General features: G+C 57.2%; 26 protein-coding genes and 1 pseudogene. 19 read left to right on the forward strand and 8 right to left on the reverse strand.

The features are described from left to right. Window positions 1-11 precede the first annotated feature (11 nt). The 6 genes and pseudogenes from HP555_RS14405 to HP555_RS10875 all read right to left on the reverse strand — a co-directional run bounded on the left by HP555_RS14405 (window position 12) and on the right by HP555_RS10875 (window position 2,548). Window positions 12-272: a type II toxin-antitoxin system HicA family toxin gene (locus HP555_RS14405; protein WP_199262387.1), complete on the reverse strand. Its 261-nt coding sequence runs from the start codon at window positions 270-272 to the stop codon at window positions 12-14. 151 nt (window positions 273-423) lie between these two features. Continuing rightward, entirely contained in the window at window positions 424-684 is a 261-nt protein-coding gene (locus tag HP555_RS10860) for a helix-turn-helix domain-containing protein (RefSeq protein WP_199262389.1), read from the reverse strand. Between the two features lie 130 nt (window positions 685-814). Further along, entirely contained in the window at window positions 815-1,321 is a 507-nt protein-coding gene (locus HP555_RS10865; protein WP_199262391.1) for a hypothetical protein, read from the reverse strand. 5 nt (window positions 1,322-1,326) lie between these two features. Next, on the reverse strand, window positions 1,327-1,776 hold the full coding sequence (locus HP555_RS10870) for a thermonuclease family protein (protein ID WP_233249153.1): 450 nt from the start codon (window positions 1,774-1,776) through the stop codon (window positions 1,327-1,329). Between the two features lie 69 nt (window positions 1,777-1,845). Then, a pseudogene (locus HP555_RS14410) lies at window positions 1,846-1,983 on the reverse strand (YHYH domain-containing protein); the annotation flags it as partial. Between the two features lie 37 nt (window positions 1,984-2,020). Further along, window positions 2,021-2,548, reverse strand: coding sequence for a helix-turn-helix domain-containing protein (locus HP555_RS10875; RefSeq protein WP_199262395.1), 528 nt, complete (start codon window positions 2,546-2,548; stop codon window positions 2,021-2,023). 21 nt (window positions 2,549-2,569) lie between these two features. Between HP555_RS10875 and HP555_RS10880 the strand changes: the two genes are divergently transcribed. Together HP555_RS10880 and HP555_RS10885 are read left to right on the forward strand one after the other, a co-directional pair. Continuing rightward, on the forward strand, window positions 2,570-2,779 hold the full coding sequence (locus tag HP555_RS10880) for a helix-turn-helix domain-containing protein (RefSeq protein ID WP_199262397.1): 210 nt from the start codon (window positions 2,570-2,572) through the stop codon (window positions 2,777-2,779). After that, on the forward strand, window positions 2,776-2,967 hold the full coding sequence (locus tag HP555_RS10885) for a hypothetical protein (protein ID WP_199262399.1): 192 nt from the start codon (window positions 2,776-2,778) through the stop codon (window positions 2,965-2,967). Before HP555_RS10880 ends, HP555_RS10885 begins: the two co-directional genes overlap by 4 nt. Here the strand turns inward: HP555_RS10885 and HP555_RS10890 are convergent. After that, window positions 2,924-3,187 carry a hypothetical protein gene (locus HP555_RS10890; protein ID WP_199262401.1) on the reverse strand — a complete coding sequence of 88 codons (264 nt, stop codon included), beginning with the start codon at window positions 3,185-3,187 and terminating at the stop codon, window positions 2,924-2,926. The two genes, HP555_RS10885 and HP555_RS10890, sit on opposite strands and share 44 nt — an antisense overlap. Window positions 3,188-3,289: 102 nt before the next feature. On the opposite strand from HP555_RS10890, the gene HP555_RS10895 reads away from it, so the two are divergent. The 14 genes from HP555_RS10895 (at window position 3,290) to HP555_RS10960 (ending at window position 12,186) form a co-directional block, all read left to right on the forward strand. Further along, window positions 3,290-3,451 (forward strand): hypothetical protein, encoded by a 162-nt coding sequence (locus HP555_RS10895; protein ID WP_199262403.1) that lies wholly within the window; start codon window positions 3,290-3,292, stop codon window positions 3,449-3,451. Between the two features lie 28 nt (window positions 3,452-3,479). Beyond that, complete coding sequence (locus tag HP555_RS10900; RefSeq protein WP_199262405.1) at window positions 3,480-3,674, forward strand: hypothetical protein; 195 nt, start codon at window positions 3,480-3,482, stop codon at window positions 3,672-3,674. 148 nt (window positions 3,675-3,822) lie between these two features. Continuing rightward, window positions 3,823-4,281 (forward strand): hypothetical protein, encoded by a 459-nt coding sequence (locus HP555_RS10905; protein ID WP_199262406.1) that lies wholly within the window; start codon window positions 3,823-3,825, stop codon window positions 4,279-4,281. A 43-nt stretch (window positions 4,282-4,324) separates the two neighbouring features. Next, window positions 4,325-4,498: a hypothetical protein gene (locus tag HP555_RS10910; RefSeq protein WP_199262408.1), complete on the forward strand. Its 174-nt coding sequence runs from the start codon at window positions 4,325-4,327 to the stop codon at window positions 4,496-4,498. A gap of 53 nt (window positions 4,499-4,551) precedes the next feature. Next, a complete protein-coding gene (locus HP555_RS10915; protein WP_199262410.1) occupies window positions 4,552-4,779 on the forward strand; it encodes a hypothetical protein in 228 nt (75 codons plus the stop codon). Next, window positions 4,779-4,928 (forward strand): hypothetical protein, encoded by a 150-nt coding sequence (locus HP555_RS10920; RefSeq protein ID WP_199262412.1) that lies wholly within the window; start codon window positions 4,779-4,781, stop codon window positions 4,926-4,928. The genes HP555_RS10915 and HP555_RS10920 overlap by 1 nt, the downstream gene beginning before the upstream one ends. Next, window positions 4,928-5,665 (forward strand): hypothetical protein, encoded by a 738-nt coding sequence (locus tag HP555_RS10925; RefSeq protein ID WP_199262414.1) that lies wholly within the window; start codon window positions 4,928-4,930, stop codon window positions 5,663-5,665. The genes HP555_RS10920 and HP555_RS10925 overlap by 1 nt, the downstream gene beginning before the upstream one ends. 235 nt (window positions 5,666-5,900) lie before the next feature. After that, on the forward strand, window positions 5,901-7,502 hold the full coding sequence (locus HP555_RS10930; RefSeq protein WP_199262416.1) for a DNA primase family protein: 1,602 nt from the start codon (window positions 5,901-5,903) through the stop codon (window positions 7,500-7,502). A gap of 271 nt (window positions 7,503-7,773) precedes the next feature. After that, complete coding sequence (locus tag HP555_RS10935; RefSeq protein WP_199262418.1) at window positions 7,774-9,252, forward strand: CHC2 zinc finger domain-containing protein; 1,479 nt, start codon at window positions 7,774-7,776, stop codon at window positions 9,250-9,252. Continuing rightward, window positions 9,180-10,418, forward strand: coding sequence for a hypothetical protein (locus HP555_RS10940; RefSeq protein ID WP_233249154.1), 1,239 nt, complete (start codon window positions 9,180-9,182; stop codon window positions 10,416-10,418). Before HP555_RS10935 ends, HP555_RS10940 begins: the two co-directional genes overlap by 73 nt. Further along, on the forward strand, window positions 10,415-10,660 hold the full coding sequence (locus HP555_RS10945) for a hypothetical protein (RefSeq protein ID WP_199262422.1): 246 nt from the start codon (window positions 10,415-10,417) through the stop codon (window positions 10,658-10,660). Before HP555_RS10940 ends, HP555_RS10945 begins: the two co-directional genes overlap by 4 nt. Window positions 10,661-10,686: 26 nt before the next feature. After that, on the forward strand, window positions 10,687-11,157 hold the full coding sequence (locus tag HP555_RS10950) for a BAR domain-containing protein (RefSeq protein ID WP_199262424.1): 471 nt from the start codon (window positions 10,687-10,689) through the stop codon (window positions 11,155-11,157). A gap of 8 nt (window positions 11,158-11,165) precedes the next feature. After that, window positions 11,166-12,002 carry a hypothetical protein gene (locus tag HP555_RS10955; RefSeq protein ID WP_199262425.1) on the forward strand — a complete coding sequence of 279 codons (837 nt, stop codon included), beginning with the start codon at window positions 11,166-11,168 and terminating at the stop codon, window positions 12,000-12,002. Then, entirely contained in the window at window positions 11,992-12,186 is a 195-nt protein-coding gene (locus tag HP555_RS10960) for a hypothetical protein (RefSeq protein ID WP_199262427.1), read from the forward strand. The genes HP555_RS10955 and HP555_RS10960 overlap by 11 nt, the downstream gene beginning before the upstream one ends. A gap of 67 nt (window positions 12,187-12,253) precedes the next feature. On the opposite strand, the gene pyrF is transcribed toward HP555_RS10960, so the two are convergent. Further along, window positions 12,254-12,982, reverse strand: coding sequence for an orotidine-5'-phosphate decarboxylase (pyrF, locus tag HP555_RS10965; protein ID WP_199262428.1), 729 nt, complete (start codon window positions 12,980-12,982; stop codon window positions 12,254-12,256). A 630-nt stretch (window positions 12,983-13,612) separates the two neighbouring features. Between pyrF and HP555_RS10970 the strand changes: the two genes are divergently transcribed. Genes HP555_RS10970 through HP555_RS10980 form a run of 3 tightly spaced genes read left to right on the forward strand, consistent with a single transcriptional unit; the run spans window position 13,613 to window position 17,621 of the window. Further along, window positions 13,613-15,556, forward strand: a complete 1,944-nt coding sequence (locus HP555_RS10970) for a terminase gpA endonuclease subunit (RefSeq protein WP_199262430.1) — start codon at window positions 13,613-13,615, stop codon at window positions 15,554-15,556. Beyond that, complete coding sequence (locus tag HP555_RS10975) at window positions 15,553-16,089, forward strand: hypothetical protein (protein ID WP_199262432.1); 537 nt, start codon at window positions 15,553-15,555, stop codon at window positions 16,087-16,089. The genes HP555_RS10970 and HP555_RS10975 overlap by 4 nt, the downstream gene beginning before the upstream one ends. Before the next feature lie 8 nt (window positions 16,090-16,097). After that, entirely contained in the window at window positions 16,098-17,621 is a 1,524-nt protein-coding gene (locus HP555_RS10980) for a phage portal protein (protein ID WP_199262433.1), read from the forward strand. Window positions 17,622-17,624 lie beyond the last annotated feature (3 nt).

Consider the following 17,624-nt stretch of genomic DNA (forward strand, 5'->3'; position numbering starts at 1 on the left):
GGTGCCCCTCCTTAAATAAATTCATTTTCCCTCAGGTGTTCAGACACGTCAGCGATGCACCCCTTATCAACGCACGGGCTCGGATGTGGCTGGTGACAGATAAACAATATATCTTTTTGTTTATGATAAAATTTCCTGCTTGACCCCCCTCCTTTTGGTTTGAGCATAACATAACCAAAATGTTCGAGAAGTGATTTAAGCTCTGTCCATTTTATACCAGGAGGAGCTTTTTTTGACCGAAGCAGGTCTATTATTTTTTGATGTTTGGACATGCTTTTCTAGCAGAAAACCTCATGTTTGTAACTGAAAATTAGTCACTATATTTCGAATTTTCAACCGTGAGTCCCTTGTGCTTCGTGGTGTGGCCGTCTTTGTCAACCGCCTCACGGCAGGCTGAATACGGACTGAAATTATGGCCATCCCTTAAAAGTTGAGCTGGTCGGGAGTGATGCCCAGCGCTTGCGCGATTTTTTTCAGGGTTGCCATTCTGGGCCGCTCGACCGTCTCCATTTGGGCATAGGCAGCTTGGGTGATTCCTGCCCTGGTTGCCACTTCCGCCTGGGTCAACCCAAGGTATTCGCGCCAGGCCCGCATGGGGGTCCACTCGCGGTCGAAGGTGAGGTTGACCACTTCGTTCGGTACCAGGGATTCGGCAACGTCAAACGGAGTAGTTTTCAGGGCCATTTTCAATCCTCCAGCGCTTTCATGAGTGCGGCAGCCTTGGCGATGTCACCACGGGTGTGGCCGGTCGATGGTTTCCGGGGCGTCAAGAGCAAGATGATGAGGGAGTAGGGGGAAAATTTGCAACGCCACATTAAGGCAAGGCGACTTTGCACATTCTGTCCCATACCTCATTAAAATTTTTTGCTGCCGCTGGATCGCTTTCCAGAAATGTTGCTGATTGTGTGCCACCAGACACAAACCTAACGAATCCTGTATAGGCGCCGAACGAGTTCTTGGCGTTCACCCTGCCGCAAACTGCACCGGATGCTGCACGATAGACATCTGAGAACTCGGAGGAACCTGGATCTTTCATCCTGGCGAGGACAGCTTGTCGAGCCATATACAGCATATTATTATCAGCGTTTTCCTTTTTTTGAGCCGCTTCTTTTTCTTTTTTTGCCACTTCTCTTTTCTCAATCTCTTCTCGTGTCGTAAAAACATCGGTCGTTGTTAAAACAAACAACGAAATTAGGAAGATAGAAACAACAGATATTGTAATAATTTTTTGCTTGTCCATTGGCTTCCACCCACATGTCATGCAATGGTCAGAAAAATCATAAAAATTATTTCCACATTTTGGGCATTGTCCGTTTTTCATTTTGTTTACCTTCTATGCCTCCAGTCCCATGGAGGTGTAGGGGTTCCGTCTTGCCATAGTCCCTTGCGATTATCCTTGGCCATTGTTTGATTACGCCCCCACTCGTTGCAAAACGATTGTTTGCAGTATTGTGGGTAAGCCCACGCAAAACCGGAGGCAACCATTGCTTCGTTCACGTTGGCGCCGTCCGCAAAAACCAATGCTACCAGCCTTCCATATCGATCCCGATCAAGCACCTTGATACTAATTTGTCTGCCGGAGGTTATCTGTTTCAGCGCTTGCTGTGATGCTTTACCGAATGCTTGTCCGCTTTCAGGGGCATCGATACCGTAAAGGCGTATTTTTACCTCTTGGCCCTCGATGACAACGCGCAATGTGTCGCCGTCGGTCACCCCCACAACTCGCACGCTTTGTTCTTTCTTCGGAGCCTGCCGGGCCTCTGGAATAACTTCCATGCCGCCGCTGTATCCCCTGCTCTGCCCGGATTCACTTCCCCCGCTCGAACTGCTGCCGCCGTGGCAATGGTAGTCTCCGGTTTTATGATTGGTATGGCACCCGCTGCTGTTGAGCCCTCCCGAGTGCGCGTGGGATACCCTTGCCATGGTCAACAAGGATAAGATTACACACAAAATATTTATCAACTTATATGACTTATTTTCCATGATTAACCTTTTTTCAGGTAAACTTGCCTATTGACCTTTACTTACCAGCACCAGACACTTTCGATGGGGGTCCAGATACCACATTTTCGCCGGTCCGTTTTTTTTCTGCAATCCACTCTCTGTATTCGCTGTGATACTCCGTGAGCCACTCCATAAATTCGCCAACCCCTTCTTTGTTTTCCCCGTATTTTTCTGCAACAAAATCAAAAAAATCATCGAAATAGACAGCCCCGCACTGCGTTTTAAATCGTAGTCGACTTAAAGAGTTCAATTCATTGCTGTGCCCTTTCTTAACTCGATTTTCTTCAAATTGACGGCCATTTTTTAGAGGCTGATCAACAACAAACGCTTCGCCTATCCCTGTGCAGAGCCATTCTTCGTTAATGTTCGAAAACTTGCCTAATATCAATTTGGGATTGACGATTTCATTCCGTTTTATCCACGAATAAAGCCTACCGTCTTTTACCCCCAGCAACACGGCAAGTTCTCGAATATTTTTAATATTTTTTGAATCGCAAAGGATTTGCAATCTTTCTTTAACGTTTGCCTGATTTTTTTCTTGCATTAGGCGGCTCCTTTGCCTAATATGCCTAAAATGGAAGATGATATTAAAACTGGGTTGGCATCTAAAAATATCACCCAGGCCAGCATTGCAAAGATGCTTGGCGTAAAACCGTCAAGTGTCCACAACGTCATTACCGGGAAACGGGCGACGCCGAGAATTAGGCAGGCAGTTGCCATGGCCCTCGGCAAACCGGTCGAAGAAGTTTTCCCCGTCACCAAGGAGAAAGCATGAAACTTATCGGACAAAAAATCACCTATCGCCGACCATTTTCCTTAGAGCTACTGAGTTCAAAAGTCGCTGGATTAACCAAAACACTCGATGACCAGGACATTCTGATCCTTGAAAACGGCGATAACATCATCAAAGGGCCGCAGATCATTTGCCCCGAGATTCAACAACAGCCTCAGCAAGCTTGTTGATGGCGTCCGCTATATCGGAGAGCGAGGTGGCAACGTCCCCAATCGCTGAAGCGATCCCGCTGCCGGAATCACTCACGGCCATGGTCAACCCTTCAATGGCTCCAGGGCTGCTTTTGGTAAGCGAGGCGTTGCCGAAGGTAAGGATCCTCATTTCACTGGCGAGATTGTTGATAGCCTCTGCAATGGCGGCTTCCTTGCCGTTATCCGGTTGGGTTTTCATGGTTTTTCTCCGTTATTTTTTTTCGATCATTGAGCACGCCATAGCCGATGCCGTCGGCCTTCCAATCGACCAAGTCTTCCCCTTCACCAAGGAGGAGTAGTCATGAACAGCGAACTTATCGGTATGTGGGCAGCAGTCATTCTTAAGGATGGGAACCTCCATCGATCCGTCATCGTTGAAGTTGTCGGCCAGGGTATCGAGGCCACCGCTGTGTTGTCGTCCGGCGTGGCGGCAAAGTTGTATCAGATGCTAATTCTCGATTGATCATCACTCTTTGCTCTGGAGGCGCACCATGCCATTTTTTTATCTTGATCAACTGACCGTTAAGTACACCGCATTCCCCAGGTTTGCCGATCTGCTGGAGGCCGGTGGCGGGTATCGTCCGTCTCTAAGGACTTCCGTCAGCAGCTCCCAGGCCATGTTGGCCGGGGCCTACGATCGAGCTCAGTCCCGACGTGGAGACAAGCGCCGGGCGTTTCGGTATTGATAGGGCATAAAAAAAAAGCCCCGCACCCTGGTCGGAACCTGGGCGGCAATGCTTGGCGGCATGTGTCCATCCTATCAGGGCGCGGGCAATCTTTGCAAATGTTTTCAGGTTCCATGACTTCAGGATATCAAAATCGATGAGTGAGTCCATGACACAAGATCAAAGCAAAATGCAGCCCTGGCAAGTGTTTAACGTGGCGCGCAAAGCGATGGGGGCGGCGATGGTCGCCCGTATCTTTAATCGGTCGATCCGGTCGGCGCACGACTGGGCTCAGGATCCGACATGCACCGAGGTGCGGTGCAAGAGTCCGCTGGAGTTGCTCCATACCTTGTTTGAGCGCATGGATGCCATCGGCTACGGCTATGCGGCGCGGGCTGCTATCCGGTACCTGGAAACAGCGGTGGATCAGGATGTGGCGGTGGGTGCTGTGCCGCTGGTCATGGACACTATGGAACAGGAGATCCTGGCTGACTATGCCGCAGTAGCCGCGTTGCAACGGGCAATCGATGCCGGCGAGCCGATCCCCGTGGTGCATGAGCTGAAGCATGCGGCCATGGATGAAATCGCCCGCACCTATGCCAAAAACTGCAAGGGGCGGCAGGCATGAACAGGCTGGTCGGACAACCAGGGTTTGGCCGGGTAACAGCCTGATGAGTCCCGAGCAGCAAACATCGGCGGAAGAGTTGGCCCGGGCGGCGCGATTGCGGCGGATGGCTGCTGATCTCACCGCTGAAGCCAAGTCTATCGAAGCCAAGTATCGCGGCAACAAGCCGCCCACCAGGGCGCGGTCGATGCGCCAAATACTAACAGACCAGGGGTTGTGATGAGGATATCAGGCGGCAACAGAAGGCGACGGGTACGGCTGACGAATCGCGACGTGAAGAACAAGGTGATCGAGGCCGTCATGATGCTGCTGATCATCTTCTTCTGCACGTCACTCTTGCTGGTCACCCTCGCCGATCATGCGTGCGGCCCTGCTGCGCATGCGGCCCCCACCGTCGATGTCGTTCAAAGATCGCCCAGATCCCTCCTTACACCAATTGAACAGCGGCAAGCCAGCGAGCAAGCGGGGCAGCTCGCCGCCTTTTATCGGGAGAACTTCTGATGAGCCATAGCGAGATAAACGAGATGGTGGGTGAGTTGGTCCGGATTGGTTTGGATGAGAATACCATCAGCTGCCTGGTGCGCGCCGCCATTGATGAGCAGCCGCGCGCCGCCATGGATAAGCTGCCCCTTTACCAGGTGGATGCGTGATGATCAGTATTGATATTAAAGGCATTGCCGAGGTGGATGCCATGCTCAAGGCTATGCCCAAGCAAGCAGGCCGAGCTGCGGAGCAGGCGATGGATCACACTGCCAAAGCCATCCGCGATGAAATCAAAGGCGAGATATCCAGGGTGTTCAGCTCACCAGTGCCATGGACCCGTAACAGCATCAAGGCCACCCTGACCAGGGGCCACAACATGCTGGCAAAGGTGGGTTTCAAAGACCCGCCTCGTATGGGACAGCATTACCTGGTGCCGCAGGTTGAGGGTGGAGCGCGGAAGCTGAAAGGTTTTGAACGCGCCGCCGGCGGCAAGCAATACGATCTGGCTGTAGGGGCAAAGCGCACCGCTGCCGGCAACATCACAGTTGGCCAGGCCAAGGCGGTCGTGGCCGGGACCAAGCGCCGGGGTGGTGACTATGTGACCATCCAGGCAGGCAACAAAAGCCGTCTCCTGCCTGGTGTGTATCAACGCATCAAAACCGCCAAAGGATTCGGCAAGGCGGTCACCCGGACCATGACCTACACCGCCCAGCCCGGCAGGCGGCGGGGCAGGTTCACCTCGGCGATCAGGGCGCGCGGCCTCAAGCCGATCCTTATTCTCAAGACCAATCAGCGAGAGCCGGTCAAGCCTCAACTCGACTTCTACGGTATCGCCCACAAGACGTTCGACCGCACCTTCGAAAAGCGTTTCTGGTCAACCCTCACCAGGTTTCTTGCGTCATGATGCACCCCGCTCTCTCTCCCCTTGCACCCCTCCAGGGGTGCAACACACAGGTGATGATCTGTAATGGCCGGGCCACCCGATTACACCCAAATAACGGGTCCTCCCCGGCCCCTACGCACTGCGGGCATTTCGCACCTCGATGGGTAGGTGCATTTAAAAAATCAGCAACCGGTGGAATAATGAAACTTCAGTGTTTTGTTAAGATAACTTCATTTGCTATGGCGGATTTTTGACAATGAGTGAACGGGAGATTGCACGGCAGGTTGAGGAGCGGGCGGCCGGGCTGTTGCCTCCTCCTAGTCCAGAGTTGGAGATCGATGATCAGTTCGTGCTCGACTGCCTTGATGCCAACGAGCGTGGCGACGGCTTATTGTATGCGGCACGAAATCGCGGGTCCTTCATTTTCAACTCCACTCCAAAAGACGGCCAATGGTTGCGCTGGGGCGGGAATGTCTGGGAGGACGACGAATTCCGCGACAGCTTTGATGCGGTGGAGAAGGTGGCTCTTAACTATGAGGATCAGGCCCTGGCCTTGGAAAAACGTCTCGAAGAGCAACATAAGGACAAGCGCCCCAAGAAGGGCGATAAAGATTATTGGATGGTGCAGTTGATTTCGAAGCTGCGCAAGCGGGTCGACCGGTTGCGCAGCGAGAGCGGCGCCAAGAAAGCGCTGGTATGGGCGCCGGTAGTCGACCGTTCAATGGCCTGTCGTGAGCTTGACATGGACCGCCACCCATGGCTATTACCCTGCGTCAACGGGGTAATTGATCTCAAAACCGGGGTGCTGCTTCCCGGCCGGCCCGGGGATCTCCTCACCAAAGCCATCACCGTGCCCTACGATCCCCATGCCGATTACACCGAGTGGGCCACCGTCCTTGACGATATCACCGGATCCCCCGAAGTCTCCGCCTTCCTCAAACGATTTTTCGGCTACGCGATCACCGGCCACAGTTACGAACAATACATCGCGGTGTTCATCGGTCGCGGCCGCAACGGCAAGGGTGTGCTGTTCAGCCTGCTCTCATCGGTACTCGGCCCTTACTACCACGTCATTTCGCCGGCGATGCTCACCGAGCAGAAGGTTGACCCCTCGATCAACGCCGCCAGCGAGCATAAATATGCCCTCCTGGGTAAGCGCCTGGTGGTGGCCGGGGAGACCAAGCGCGGCCAGAGGGTCGATGCCGGCAACCTCAAAGGCCTGACCGGTGATGATCAGATAGAGTGTCGTCCCAACTTCGGCAAAGTGGTGGTGTTCGATCCAACCCATACCCTCTGCCTGCACACCAACCACATGCCGACAGGGATGGGTACCGACTTCGCTCTGATCCAGCGGCTGCTCAAGATCGATTTTCCATGGTCGTTTGTCGATGATCCGGAGGCGGAGGCAAAAAAATACCCATCCATGGCCGGCAGTTTCAAGAAAAAGGATCCACGGCTCAAAGACCGCCTGCGCGACAACCTCACCGGCATACTCACCTGGCTGGTCGAGGGGTGCCGCGAGTGGCAGGAGCGCGGCCTCGATCCGCCGGAGCAGCTGCTCAAAAGCGCCGAGGAACTGGCCGCCAGCGAGGATTACATGAAGGAATTCCTTACCGACTGCCTGGTCATCTACCCGGATGATCCGGCCCGCCAGATATCATTCCCGACGCTCTACCAGTGCTTCCTCTGGTGGTGGGGCAACAACCGGGGCGATGTCAAGAAGGCACCGGCGAACCGCACCGTTGCCAAGGATATGCGCGAGCGCGGATACGAGCTGGTCAAAATCGGCGGCAAGCTGGTGGTCCTTGGCGTGATGTATAATCCGGAGGTGTCACATGAGCTGGCCAATCTGGGGTAAATCTCGCTTCATCCTGGCTTATCCTGGCTCATCCTGCGCCGTCCTGATGAGCTAACCTATGGAAATACAATAGAAAAACACTGCAATCAGGATGAAGGATGAACATTGCGCGCGTGCGCGTATGAAAAAAAAACAGCATGTAAAAAAAATTCCATGCGCGCATGCGTATATTACATCCTGTCATCCTGATATACACATAACATATTAATATTATTATATATACGTAGCAGGATAAGGAAAAGATGAAGCAGGATAAGCCAGGATGGAGCAAATGAACGTCGATCTGCAGGCCCTCTCGGCCACACACAACCTCCGCCGGGGCAACGGCCGCTTCGTCGGTCCCTGCCCGAAATGCGGCGGCAGCAGCACCTCAGACAAGTTCGTTATCCGCGACGATGGCGGTTTCAAGTGTTATGGTTGTGGTTTTAAGGGCGATATCATCACCTGGCTGCGGGAGATCGACGGAAAAACCTGCGCCGAGGCCCACGAAGCAGCCGGACAGGAATGCCGGGCCGGCAGTTGCGCGGTGCGCGGCACCTGCAGGCTGGGCAACGGCAGCGGCCGCCAGCAGCGCCGGGCCCGGAGCGTTGCCCCCGTACCCACGCCCCGGATGCAGCAGGTTGCGCGGGTGGTGTCCAAGTCCCCGGCCCAGACCTGGCTGGCCTGGGCCGCGGGCTTGGCGGATGAGGCCAGCGTCAAACTCAGCGCCCAGGCGGATCATCTGGCCTGGCTGGCCGGGCGGGGCCTCGATGCGCTCGCGGTCAAGCGGTTCGCCCTCGGCTGGCTCAGTCACGATCGGCGCGTCAAGAGGGCCGATATCGGCCTGCCCCCCAAAGAGGGCAAGGACAGGCTGTGGGTGCCCGGCGGGCTGGTGATCCCCATTGTCGGGATCACCGGCCAACTCCATCGCCTCCGGATCCGCCGCACCCCTGAAAGCCGGGAACGTTTCTTGCCTGACCGCAAATACATCTGGATCGAGGGCAGCGGCAACGAGCCCTTGGTCATCCGCTCCACCTGCGGCCCGAGCCGAGGCGTGGTGGTGGTCGAGGCGGAACTCGATGCCATGGCCGTGGCCGTGGCCCATACGGGTGTGACGGTCATCTCCCTGGGGACGGTGGCCGGCGGCATGCCCGAGTGGCTGCACCGGGAGTGTGCCGCTGCCCCTATCATCCTGGTTGCCCTCGACGCCGATCCTGGGCGTGAAGCCAAGGCCGGGGCCGGTCCCAAAGCGATTGCCTCCTGGACCAACACCTATCGCCATGCCAAGTTCTGGCCGGTACCCGCGGGCAAGGATCCGGGTGACTACGTCAGCGACCATGGCGGCGATCTCCGCGCCTGGATCGAGGCGGGTCTCCCGGCGATGGTTGCCAAATCCGCACCTGTCGCAGCTTCGTCTCAGGATCTGCCTTTACCCCTGGACGCTGGTCGAGAGGGGGGCCGGGGGTTGGTGGTTACCAAGGAGACAGTAAGTCGACCATTGATATCGCCCGCGTCAATCGCGGGCCCCCTTTCGCCGATGACGATTTTTATCGACCGGCTACGCCGGGAAAACGGCGAGATTTGGCGGGGGCGGCATGAACTGGCGGTCCGTTATCGTGGGCCGCAAGTCGCCACGCCCGACGCACTGGCCCGGCGGGCACAGATAACCAGCGACCTCTATGGCGGCGGCGAAGTTGCTTGGCTGCTGGAGCTGCTGCCCCCGGGCAGGTACGCAGCGGCGGCGTTGGAATCGTTTTTCAGGGGGGCGTGACCATGGCCGCCGAAGCAAAAAAAGCGCGCCGCATGACTCGCCCCGGCCGGAAGTTGGCGGCGGTCTCGGCCCGGTGCCCGATCACCAGCGGGCACCCGACCAAAATGACCAGGGCTGGGTTTGAGCGGGCCTGCGCCGCCCATCGGGAGCGCGCCCGGTCGGAACGCGCCGATGTTATGGCGGTGATGACCATACGCCGCGCCATGGATGCCTGTGCCTCTTGCCAGGGGATGCCGCCGGAGCTGGAGATTGTCGCGTTGGCCGATATGCGCGGAGTGATTGCGGATTGCGCGATGGGTTCGAAAAATCACCGGGAAATACAACCAAAAAAACAACCGGAGGTGGATGAGATGCAAAAACGGAAAAAGGAGTGTGGCGGCTGCGGAAAAAACAGGGCTGTAACAATGTGCAGCGGAGAGTTGCTGTGCTCAAGTTGCGCGTCCGTGGCCGGATCGGTGAGCAACCGTCTGGAAGCTGTGGCCCGGCTGGTGGTGCAGCGCGGCATGGCGGAGAAGATGATTGGTCTGCTGGTGGCTCAAAAAGACCCAGGCTGGTTGATGGAGGTGGCGGCGCTTTTCCTGCCCGAGGAGCAGGTGGAGGTCAAAGTGAAAAACGAAATCTTGGAAGATATCGCCAAGGCGGTCGGCTACACGGGCGATATCGGCGAGGGGTTGATCGTCGCGGTGGAAATGGCAGTAGCCGTGCCGAAAGATGTGATCCGGGCACTGGGCTGCGCGGAAGGAAATTGGGTTGAGGCCGCCATCCACACCGCGGCCCTGCTTGAGGATAGCCAGGAGACCGAGCGGCTACTGTATACCGACAATGCGATGGTGGCAGGGGCGCTTGAAAAGATGCGTGAGCGGTATGAGGCCATGCGAGATATGCACAACTTGCTGGCCGACCGGGTTGAGGAGCTGGAAAAAGCCCTGGCCCTTAAACATAACATCCTGCGGGACATCGCGGTGCTGGTTGGTGGCGATCCGGATTATTACGATGAGCTGCCGAAACTGGTTGCCGATCTGCTCAAAGCGAGCATCACCACAAATGTCGGCAACAGCCGCCCCTCGGTGGACGGTCACCTGCTCGACCTGGCCCTGGATGCCATGCGCGGCCATATCACCGGGCTGGATCCCGATCGGATCGCGGTTCTGCGCGAGGCGGTATGATGAGCATCAGGCGATTGAAAATCAAGGATGAACTGCATTACCGCCGGGGGTATACCCACGCCAGTTGTGGCGGTTGCGACCACTATGTCCCGGATTCGCTGTGCGCCGACGGGGAGTTGTGGGATGCTCCGCGCTGCCGGATAATCGGGGTGAAGCGTGGTCGGTTGTTTCGGATTAATGACAACAATATCTGTGATCGGTATGACAATACCGAGAACATAAAAAGGTGCCGGGGATGGTAGGGATGATCACAGCTAAAGAGACGGCCATGGCCGCCACCCAAGAACTGATCGAGCAGGAGTGCTATCACATCCGCGACCTGCTCCTGGAGAAAAACAGGAAATACGGCGACAGCGCCTTGTCTCCGCTGCGGGTGTTCAGCCGGGCCGATGCGGTCGAGCAGATCAAGGTGCGCATCGACGACAAGCTTTCCCGCATCGTCAGTGGCCAGGCCGACGATATCGAGGATACCACCCTGGACCTGATCGGCTACCTGATCCTCCTGCGGGTGGCGATGCGCCGGGAGTGGATCGCCGAGCAGTTCACCCGCTCCGAGCAGGCCCCGGCCGGCCCCTCGATCATCACCGATCCGGAGGACGAATGGACGCCCGTCGAGCCCGAGGACGGCGCGGTCGGAGCTCCGGCCGTCAAGCGGCGTATCGGGAACCTCGGCTGCCTGGTCCGGTCCAAGGGCCGCCCCGGCGATATCTGCGGCGGCGTGGATGGGGCCACCACCTGATACCCGCCATGACCGCCGAACCCGAAGTCTTCAAGAGCCGCAAGGAGGCCCATACCAGGCTGAGCATGGACGAAGAGAGATTCAAAAAACTGCTTGATCGTGCGGTCGGCCGGGACAAATCAGAGCTGATACTGGTGCGTGATGTGCACGTCACGGCCATGGAGGCCTACGGAAAAGCGCCAACCCGGCAGACCAAGGATAACTGGGACGCGGCCCGGTCAGCCCTCGAAGAGACCGTGGAGAGGCTGCTTGCCAAATACCTGCCCGATGAGCAGCCGCCGCCCGAAGGTGAGCGCTTCGCCAACCGCAAACAGGCTCTCAACTGGCTGAGGGCCCAGGGGTACAAGGTCAGCCAGGGCAAATTCTATCAGGATTGCGAGGCCGGGTTTCCGGCTCTCCATCGGGACGGCACGGTCAGCCGGTACCAGGTGATGCAGTATGGTCAGCAGGTCGATGTCTCGACGCGGTCCGAGACCCGGTTCGACCAATCGGCCCGGCGCGAGGATCTGGAGATCCGCAAGCTGGAGGCCGAGGTCAGGGAAAAGGAGTCCAAGGCCCGCCGCGAGGATAGCCGCTGGCTGCTCAAGGAGGATGCCTGGGCCGCGGTCGCCGCCCTACTCTCCACCCTGCAGGACGGTATTTACCACCATTTGCACGAAGGCCAGGGGCTGCTGGTGCACCTGGCCGGCGGCACCCCGGACCGCGAGCCCGAGGTCTGTGAGGCGATGATGGAGCTGGTCGGCAAGGCTTTTAACGAGTTGGCCGGGGAGCGCCTCGAGGGGACCTTTGTCGAGGACATTGCGGACGAATCAACAATCGGAGAGGATGGTGACGATGTTGAATGACGATATCCTGGTGGGGATGAAGGAAATCTGCTGTTTTTTGCGGGTGAGCCGCCGGGTAGTCAACCGGTGGATGAAAGAATATCCCGACATGCCTATCGTCAAGGACGGGCAAAGGATGGCGGTTGCCGGCGACCTGGCGGAATGGCAACGCCGGCACATCAAGCGAAGAACCGTAAGCCGGTAGCAGAACCAGTGAAGGCGACCAATACATGGAGAGGGTGATGGGGTGCCGCGCGACGTCACCTGCGACTTCAGCTTTGACCCGCTTTCTCCGCCAGGGCCGCCTCGATCTCGCGCTGAATATCAGCCACAGTGGACAATGGGTCGAGCGATGTGCTGATCGGTCGGCCGATAACCACATAATCCGCCCCGTTGCGAATAGCTTCTTTGGCAGTGGCTACCCGTTTCTGGTCATCGTCCTTAATTTCATCGATATTTGCACCAGGTCGGATTCCAGGAGTAACAATGACGAAGTTTTGCCGAATGTTGGAACGTAATTTTCCAGCTTCTTTGGCCGAGGACACTACCCCGTCGCAGCCGAGATCGATTGCTTTTTTAGAACGCATCAGCACCAGATCTTCAACAGTCCCGGTGAACCCCATATCCATCATGTCGGATTCGTCAAAACTGGTCAACACGGTAACCGCTAATATCTTCAGGCCGTTTTTATGCTTCACTGCCGCCTTGATGATAGGGTCGTTGCCATGAATGGTGGCAAAGGTCACTTTCTTATTTTTAAGCTGCTGTACAGCCAGGTTGACGGTTTCCGGGATGTCGAAAAACTTAAGATCAACCATCACTTTGTTGCCCCGCCCGACGATGTGATCGATCACCGGCCACCATCCTGCGAGAAACAACTGTAAACCAACTTTGAAAAACTTAATTTTTCCGTCCAGCTTTTCTACCCATTCCTTGGCCTTTTCTGGTTCGGAAAAGTCGAGGGCGAAAATAATACGTTCGTTCAGCGGGATATCGTTCATAGTCTATAAAGCGTTTGCGGAAAAGAGTGTTGCGCCCAAATAGGCAGAGGATTATCGGTCTTTCTAGTCAAAAACCTTTTGAAAGTAAACAAAAAAGGCATGATAGCCTTGACAAGGACGCACCTCCACCTCTCCCTTTGATGGCGGTTTTTTTGCGTCCACAGCACAGCATGGCCCTTGCCTGGGCGGTGGTATGCGAGGGGGTTCGTCCCCACAGGTTCCTGTATCCTGGTTGCTAACCCGCATATCACCGCCCTTTTTGTGTTTAGCAACGCGGAGGGTGGTTTCTTCCACTTTACAGGAGAAACGCCATGAGTAACCCCGCCGGCAGTCCCGGCGGGCGGGGAGGTGCGGTGACCCGGTCCGGAAGGGGCCGGAAAGCGCCCCTTAAAAAACCTGTCAAGGTACAATCGAGCACAATAACGCACAATCGAGCACAATAACGCACAATCGAGCACAATAACGCACAATTCAGCCCAGGCCCAAAACAAGGGGTATGATAGCGCCAGGTCGCCGTCATCCCCTTGAACCCGCCCCCCCCCGCCTCCGGGGTCTTTTCCTGCAAGGGTGTGACGGCGCATCAACACTTCCTTCTATATGGTCTCTTTCAAGGGACATGGATCGAAACCGATGCCGGCAGCCGTCACTACCCCACAGCAAACCCGCCTGGTGCCCCGCACCATCCCTCTGCCGTCTTTCCTTCCAGCCCGCGTCCGCCGGATGCTTTCCGGACGTACGGTGGGCTCGGATCGCCAACCGGTAATCACCCTGCCGGAACAGGTCCGCCGCGTTCTCCGCCAACCTGAAAAAATCTCCGTGGCCGATCACGCCCTCAAGTACCGCGTCGTCACCGATGGCGCCCATGAGGGCAGCTGGCGGCACGAGTACGCCCCCCACACCGTCAAAATCATGAACACCTTCGGTGAGTCCTGGGTCCGAGAGATTTGGTTTTGCGCCGTTGAGCAGAGCGGCAAAACAAACACCATGCTCAACTGCATGCAATGGGCTATCGACTGCGCGCCGGGTAATGTTTTTTATCTCATGCCCAGCGAGGATGCCTCGAAAAAGATCGTCGGCAAAAAAATCAAGCCGATGCTGGTCAAGTCGCCCAAGTTGAAAAAACTGGTCTCAACCCGGCAGGACGATACCACCATGACCTGCATCTCGCTGCGCAACGGCGTCGAAATCTTCCCGGCCCATGCCAACAGCGCCACTTCCATGGCCACCTGGTCGGCCAAATACTGCTTTGGCGATGAGGTCGACAAGTACCCGCTGCTGACGGGCAAGGAAACCGACCCGATCACCCTGATCAAAAAGCGCAACCGGATCTACCGGGGCCGCTACAAACGCTTTTTTGCCTCGACCGCCGCTGAAAAATTCATTTACACCGCCGGCGTGCTCAAATGCCACCAGATTTGGGAGTGGCGTCTCCGTTGTCCGGACTGCGGTCAGCTGGTCAAGATGGATGCCGAGCATCTCGCTCTGGCCGAAGGGGCCACCCCGGAGTCGGTGGAGCTGAACGGCTGCGATTATGTCTGTAACGCCTGCGCCTCGGTCTGGGATGAGGGTAAGCGCCGGGCCGCGATCAAGGCCGGTTGCTGGGTGGCGGTCAAGGGAGCGGACGCGGTCCGTCCGTCTAAGGTCGGTTTTCATCACCGTTCCTGGGAGTGCCTCGATATCAGCCTGCGCGAAATCGCGGTTGCCTACCTCAAAAGCAAAACCGGCGCGCTGGCCGATAAGCTCGACTGGGCCCACGGCCATGAGGCCGTCGATTACGTCCACGAGCAGCAGGACCGCAAGGAAGACTACATCCTCCGTTTGGTGGATCCCGATCAGCCCCGCGGAGTGGTGCCGGCCGATACGGCCTGTGTGTTGCTGCTGGTCGATACCCAGCAGCGCGGCTTTTTTTACCAGGTTTGGGCCTGCGGTTGGGGTCCGGAGGTGAAGACGGCCATGATTGATTATGGTTATGTCGACCGCTGGCAGCACCTGATCGATCTCGGCCGGCGGGAATGGACCGATGCCGAGGGGAAACAGTTCAGGGTCCGGCGGGGCTACATCGACTCAGGCGGAGGCACCGATCCTCACAACCGCAAGCACAGCCGCACCTCGGCGGTGTATGAATTCTGCCGCCGCAATCGCCTGTTTCGGCCGATCAAGGGCAACAGTCGCCAGGATGAGTTGTTCGTGCCCAAGAAAATCGATTTCTACCCGACCCGCACCGGTAAAAAGGTGCCCATGGTCAACGGCCCCATCCGCTACAACCTCCAGGTCAACCACTTCAAAGATGAGCTGGCCGACAAACTGATGATCGAACCGGGCAGCCCGGGTGGCATCACCCTGCACGCCGGTGTGGGCAACGATTACGCTGCCCAGATGTGCGCCGAATATGCCGATGAGCGAGGCAACTGGCATTGCCCCAGGGGCAAGGCTAATCATCATTGGGATATCGGGGTCTATCTGCGCGGGGCGATCACCGTCGAGGGCCTGTACAATAAGCGCCGCCCTCGCCCGCAACGCGATGCGGCGGCTGTGGCCATCCCTAAAAAAAGTTTTGTCAGAGGTTGGAAATGACCGCCCCGCTCACCGCTCTGCCCGCCAGCATCACCGCCGGCGACTCCATTGCCTGGACGCTGACCCGAGACGATTACCCGGCCGCCGCTGGGTGGACCCTGTCCTTTGTGTTTATCAATGGCGCGGCAAAGATCGCCATGGCCTCGACTGCCGTCGGCGACCGCCATGCGATTGCGATCGAAGCCGCCACCACGGCACTCTATACCCCCGGCAAGTATACCTATGCCGGGTTCGCCGCCAACGGGACTGTGCGGCACACGATCGAGCGCGGCAGCATGGATGTCCTTCCCAACCTGGCCGTGCAGTCCACCTATGACGGGCGCGCCTGGTACGACAAGGCCATTGAAGCGCTGGAGGCGGCTATTGCCAGGCGGGCCGACAAGACGCAGATGTCGCAGGTCCTGCCCAATGGTGTCCAGGTGCAGCACCTGCCGCTGCGGGATCAGATCGAGGCTTTGCGCCAGCTGAAGCAGATCCGGGCAGCGGCCGCCGGGAAGTGGAAAAAAACGATTACGCCGAGGTTTAAAAATTGAGCAAGGCAATGGCACCGATTCTGTACGGCCCGAACGGCCGCCCTATCCCGCTGAGCAAAGCGCTGAGAAAAATGCGCGGCCAGGCAAAAGCGTTCATGTCCGGCTTCCACGGCGCCAACAGCAATAACCTGGCCGACTGGGTGACGTTGCCGATGGAAATCAACGCCATTCTGCGCAACGATCTGCAAAAACTGCGGGCGCGGTCGCGGGACCTGGCGCGCAATGACGACACGGCCCGACGATTTCTGTTCATCCTCAAGCAAAATGTGCTCGGCAGCGCCGGCATCGTTCTTCAGGCCAAGAACAAGCTGGGGGCCGGAAAAAAGCAGGACGAAAAACGGAACGACGAAATAGAACGCGAATGGACCATGTTTCACAGCAAGCGCCGGGTGCGCGGCGTATCGGTGTCGCCCAGCGCGTGCGGGCAGCTGTCCGGGCGGGAATTGGGGTGGCTGAGCCTGCAGACGCGAGCCGTTGATGGCGAATGCTTTATGCAGATCCTACGCGGGTACCCCCACAATCCGCATAAATTCGCGGTCCGGTTTCTCAATCCTGATTTGCTCGACAGCTCCTATTGTGTCGAGCTGCCGAACGGCAACCGGGTGGAGATGGGGATAGAGTTTGACCAATTCGACCGGCCGGTAAACTACCATTTCAGTGAGCAGCACCCGACCCGCAAGTTCCAGGGCAAAGGCGCCAGGCGGATCCCTATCCCGGCGGACCAGATCATCCACCTGTTCCGCAAGGAATATGTGGGTCAGATTCGGGGTATCCCTGATTTCGCGGCGATCATGCACAAAACCAAGATGCTGCACGGGGTGCACGAGGCCATTGTTGTGGGCTGGCGGGTGGCTGCCGCTAAAATGGGTTTTTTTACGGTCAGGGATGTCGATGCCTTCAAGACCAGCCTGGACGATGAGGATCGCTCCCCATTCGATGCCGGCGAGATCGAAGCCACCCCCGGCAGCTTTGACGTGATTCCTGATGGCTACAAGCTCGATACCTTTGATCCGCAGTACCCGACCAGCACCTATGAGAGCGGCCACAAGGTTTTCATGCAGCAGTTGGCCAACGGGCTCAACGTTTCGAGCCCGACGCTTTCCAACAATTACGCCGACGTCAACTACTCCAGCCTCCGCCAGGCCCTGCTGGAGGATCGGGAAGGGTGGCGCTGCCTGCAGGCGGAAATGATCGACGGTTTTTATCAGCCGCTTTTTGATGAGTGGTACGATTGGACCGTGTACGGGACGGGCCGCATCAAAGCGCCTGCCGCGCGCCGGGCGCAGGATCCCGTTGTTGTCTGGCAGCCGCGCGGGTGGCCGTGGGTGGATCCGCTGAAAGAGGTCAACGCCCAGGTGAAAGCGATAGATGCACACCTGCGGACCCGGCAAAGCATTATCGCCGAGACCACCGGCGCTGATTTTATCGAGATGGTTGACGAATTGGCGGTGGAGCAGGAAACCTTGGTGGAGCGCGGTTTAAAAACCGCTATTCCGGATGATATGGCGGAAAATTACAGAGATAGAGGGTAAGAA

It is taken from the genome of Desulfobulbus oligotrophicus (assembly GCF_016446285.1).
Classification (GTDB): domain Bacteria; phylum Desulfobacterota; class Desulfobulbia; order Desulfobulbales; family Desulfobulbaceae; genus Desulfobulbus; species Desulfobulbus oligotrophicus.

Excerpts from the sequence above, each read along its gene's own strand:
- HP555_RS10905 (WP_199262406.1), top strand. The coding sequence starts at position 3,823 with ATGACACAAGATCAAAGCAAAATGCAGCCCTGGCAAGTGTTTAACGTG.
- pyrF (WP_199262428.1), bottom strand. The coding sequence starts at position 12,982 with ATGAACGATATCCCGCTGAACGAACGTATTATTTTCGCCCTCGACTTT.
- HP555_RS10880 (WP_199262397.1), top strand. The coding sequence starts at position 2,570 with ATGCCTAAAATGGAAGATGATATTAAAACTGGGTTGGCATCTAAAAAT.
- HP555_RS10945 (WP_199262422.1), top strand. The coding sequence starts at position 10,415 with ATGATGAGCATCAGGCGATTGAAAATCAAGGATGAACTGCATTACCGC.
- HP555_RS10955 (WP_199262425.1), top strand. The coding sequence starts at position 11,166 with ATGACCGCCGAACCCGAAGTCTTCAAGAGCCGCAAGGAGGCCCATACC.
- HP555_RS10860 (WP_199262389.1), bottom strand. The coding sequence starts at position 684 with ATGGCCCTGAAAACTACTCCGTTTGACGTTGCCGAATCCCTGGTACCG.
- HP555_RS10865 (WP_199262391.1), bottom strand. The coding sequence starts at position 1,321 with ATGAAAAACGGACAATGCCCAAAATGTGGAAATAATTTTTATGATTTT.
- HP555_RS10960 (WP_199262427.1), top strand. The coding sequence starts at position 11,992 with ATGTTGAATGACGATATCCTGGTGGGGATGAAGGAAATCTGCTGTTTT.
- HP555_RS10920 (WP_199262412.1), top strand. The coding sequence starts at position 4,779 with ATGAGCCATAGCGAGATAAACGAGATGGTGGGTGAGTTGGTCCGGATT.
- HP555_RS10875 (WP_199262395.1), bottom strand. The coding sequence starts at position 2,548 with ATGCAAGAAAAAAATCAGGCAAACGTTAAAGAAAGATTGCAAATCCTT.
- HP555_RS10885 (WP_199262399.1), top strand. The coding sequence starts at position 2,776 with ATGAAACTTATCGGACAAAAAATCACCTATCGCCGACCATTTTCCTTA.
- HP555_RS10935 (WP_199262418.1), top strand. The coding sequence starts at position 7,774 with ATGAACGTCGATCTGCAGGCCCTCTCGGCCACACACAACCTCCGCCGG.
- HP555_RS10970 (WP_199262430.1), top strand. The coding sequence starts at position 13,613 with ATGCCGGCAGCCGTCACTACCCCACAGCAAACCCGCCTGGTGCCCCGC.
- HP555_RS10930 (WP_199262416.1), top strand. The coding sequence starts at position 5,901 with ATGAGTGAACGGGAGATTGCACGGCAGGTTGAGGAGCGGGCGGCCGGG.
- HP555_RS14405 (WP_199262387.1), bottom strand. The coding sequence starts at position 272 with ATGTCCAAACATCAAAAAATAATAGACCTGCTTCGGTCAAAAAAAGCT.
- HP555_RS10910 (WP_199262408.1), top strand. The coding sequence starts at position 4,325 with ATGAGTCCCGAGCAGCAAACATCGGCGGAAGAGTTGGCCCGGGCGGCG.
- HP555_RS10950 (WP_199262424.1), top strand. The coding sequence starts at position 10,687 with ATGGCCGCCACCCAAGAACTGATCGAGCAGGAGTGCTATCACATCCGC.
- HP555_RS10925 (WP_199262414.1), top strand. The coding sequence starts at position 4,928 with ATGATCAGTATTGATATTAAAGGCATTGCCGAGGTGGATGCCATGCTC.
- HP555_RS10900 (WP_199262405.1), top strand. The coding sequence starts at position 3,480 with ATGCCATTTTTTTATCTTGATCAACTGACCGTTAAGTACACCGCATTC.
- HP555_RS10975 (WP_199262432.1), top strand. The coding sequence starts at position 15,553 with ATGACCGCCCCGCTCACCGCTCTGCCCGCCAGCATCACCGCCGGCGAC.
- HP555_RS10890 (WP_199262401.1), bottom strand. The coding sequence starts at position 3,187 with ATGAAAACCCAACCGGATAACGGCAAGGAAGCCGCCATTGCAGAGGCT.
- HP555_RS10870 (WP_233249153.1), bottom strand. The coding sequence starts at position 1,776 with ATGGAAGTTATTCCAGAGGCCCGGCAGGCTCCGAAGAAAGAACAAAGC.
- HP555_RS10980 (WP_199262433.1), top strand. The coding sequence starts at position 16,098 with ATGGCACCGATTCTGTACGGCCCGAACGGCCGCCCTATCCCGCTGAGC.
- HP555_RS10895 (WP_199262403.1), top strand. The coding sequence starts at position 3,290 with ATGAACAGCGAACTTATCGGTATGTGGGCAGCAGTCATTCTTAAGGAT.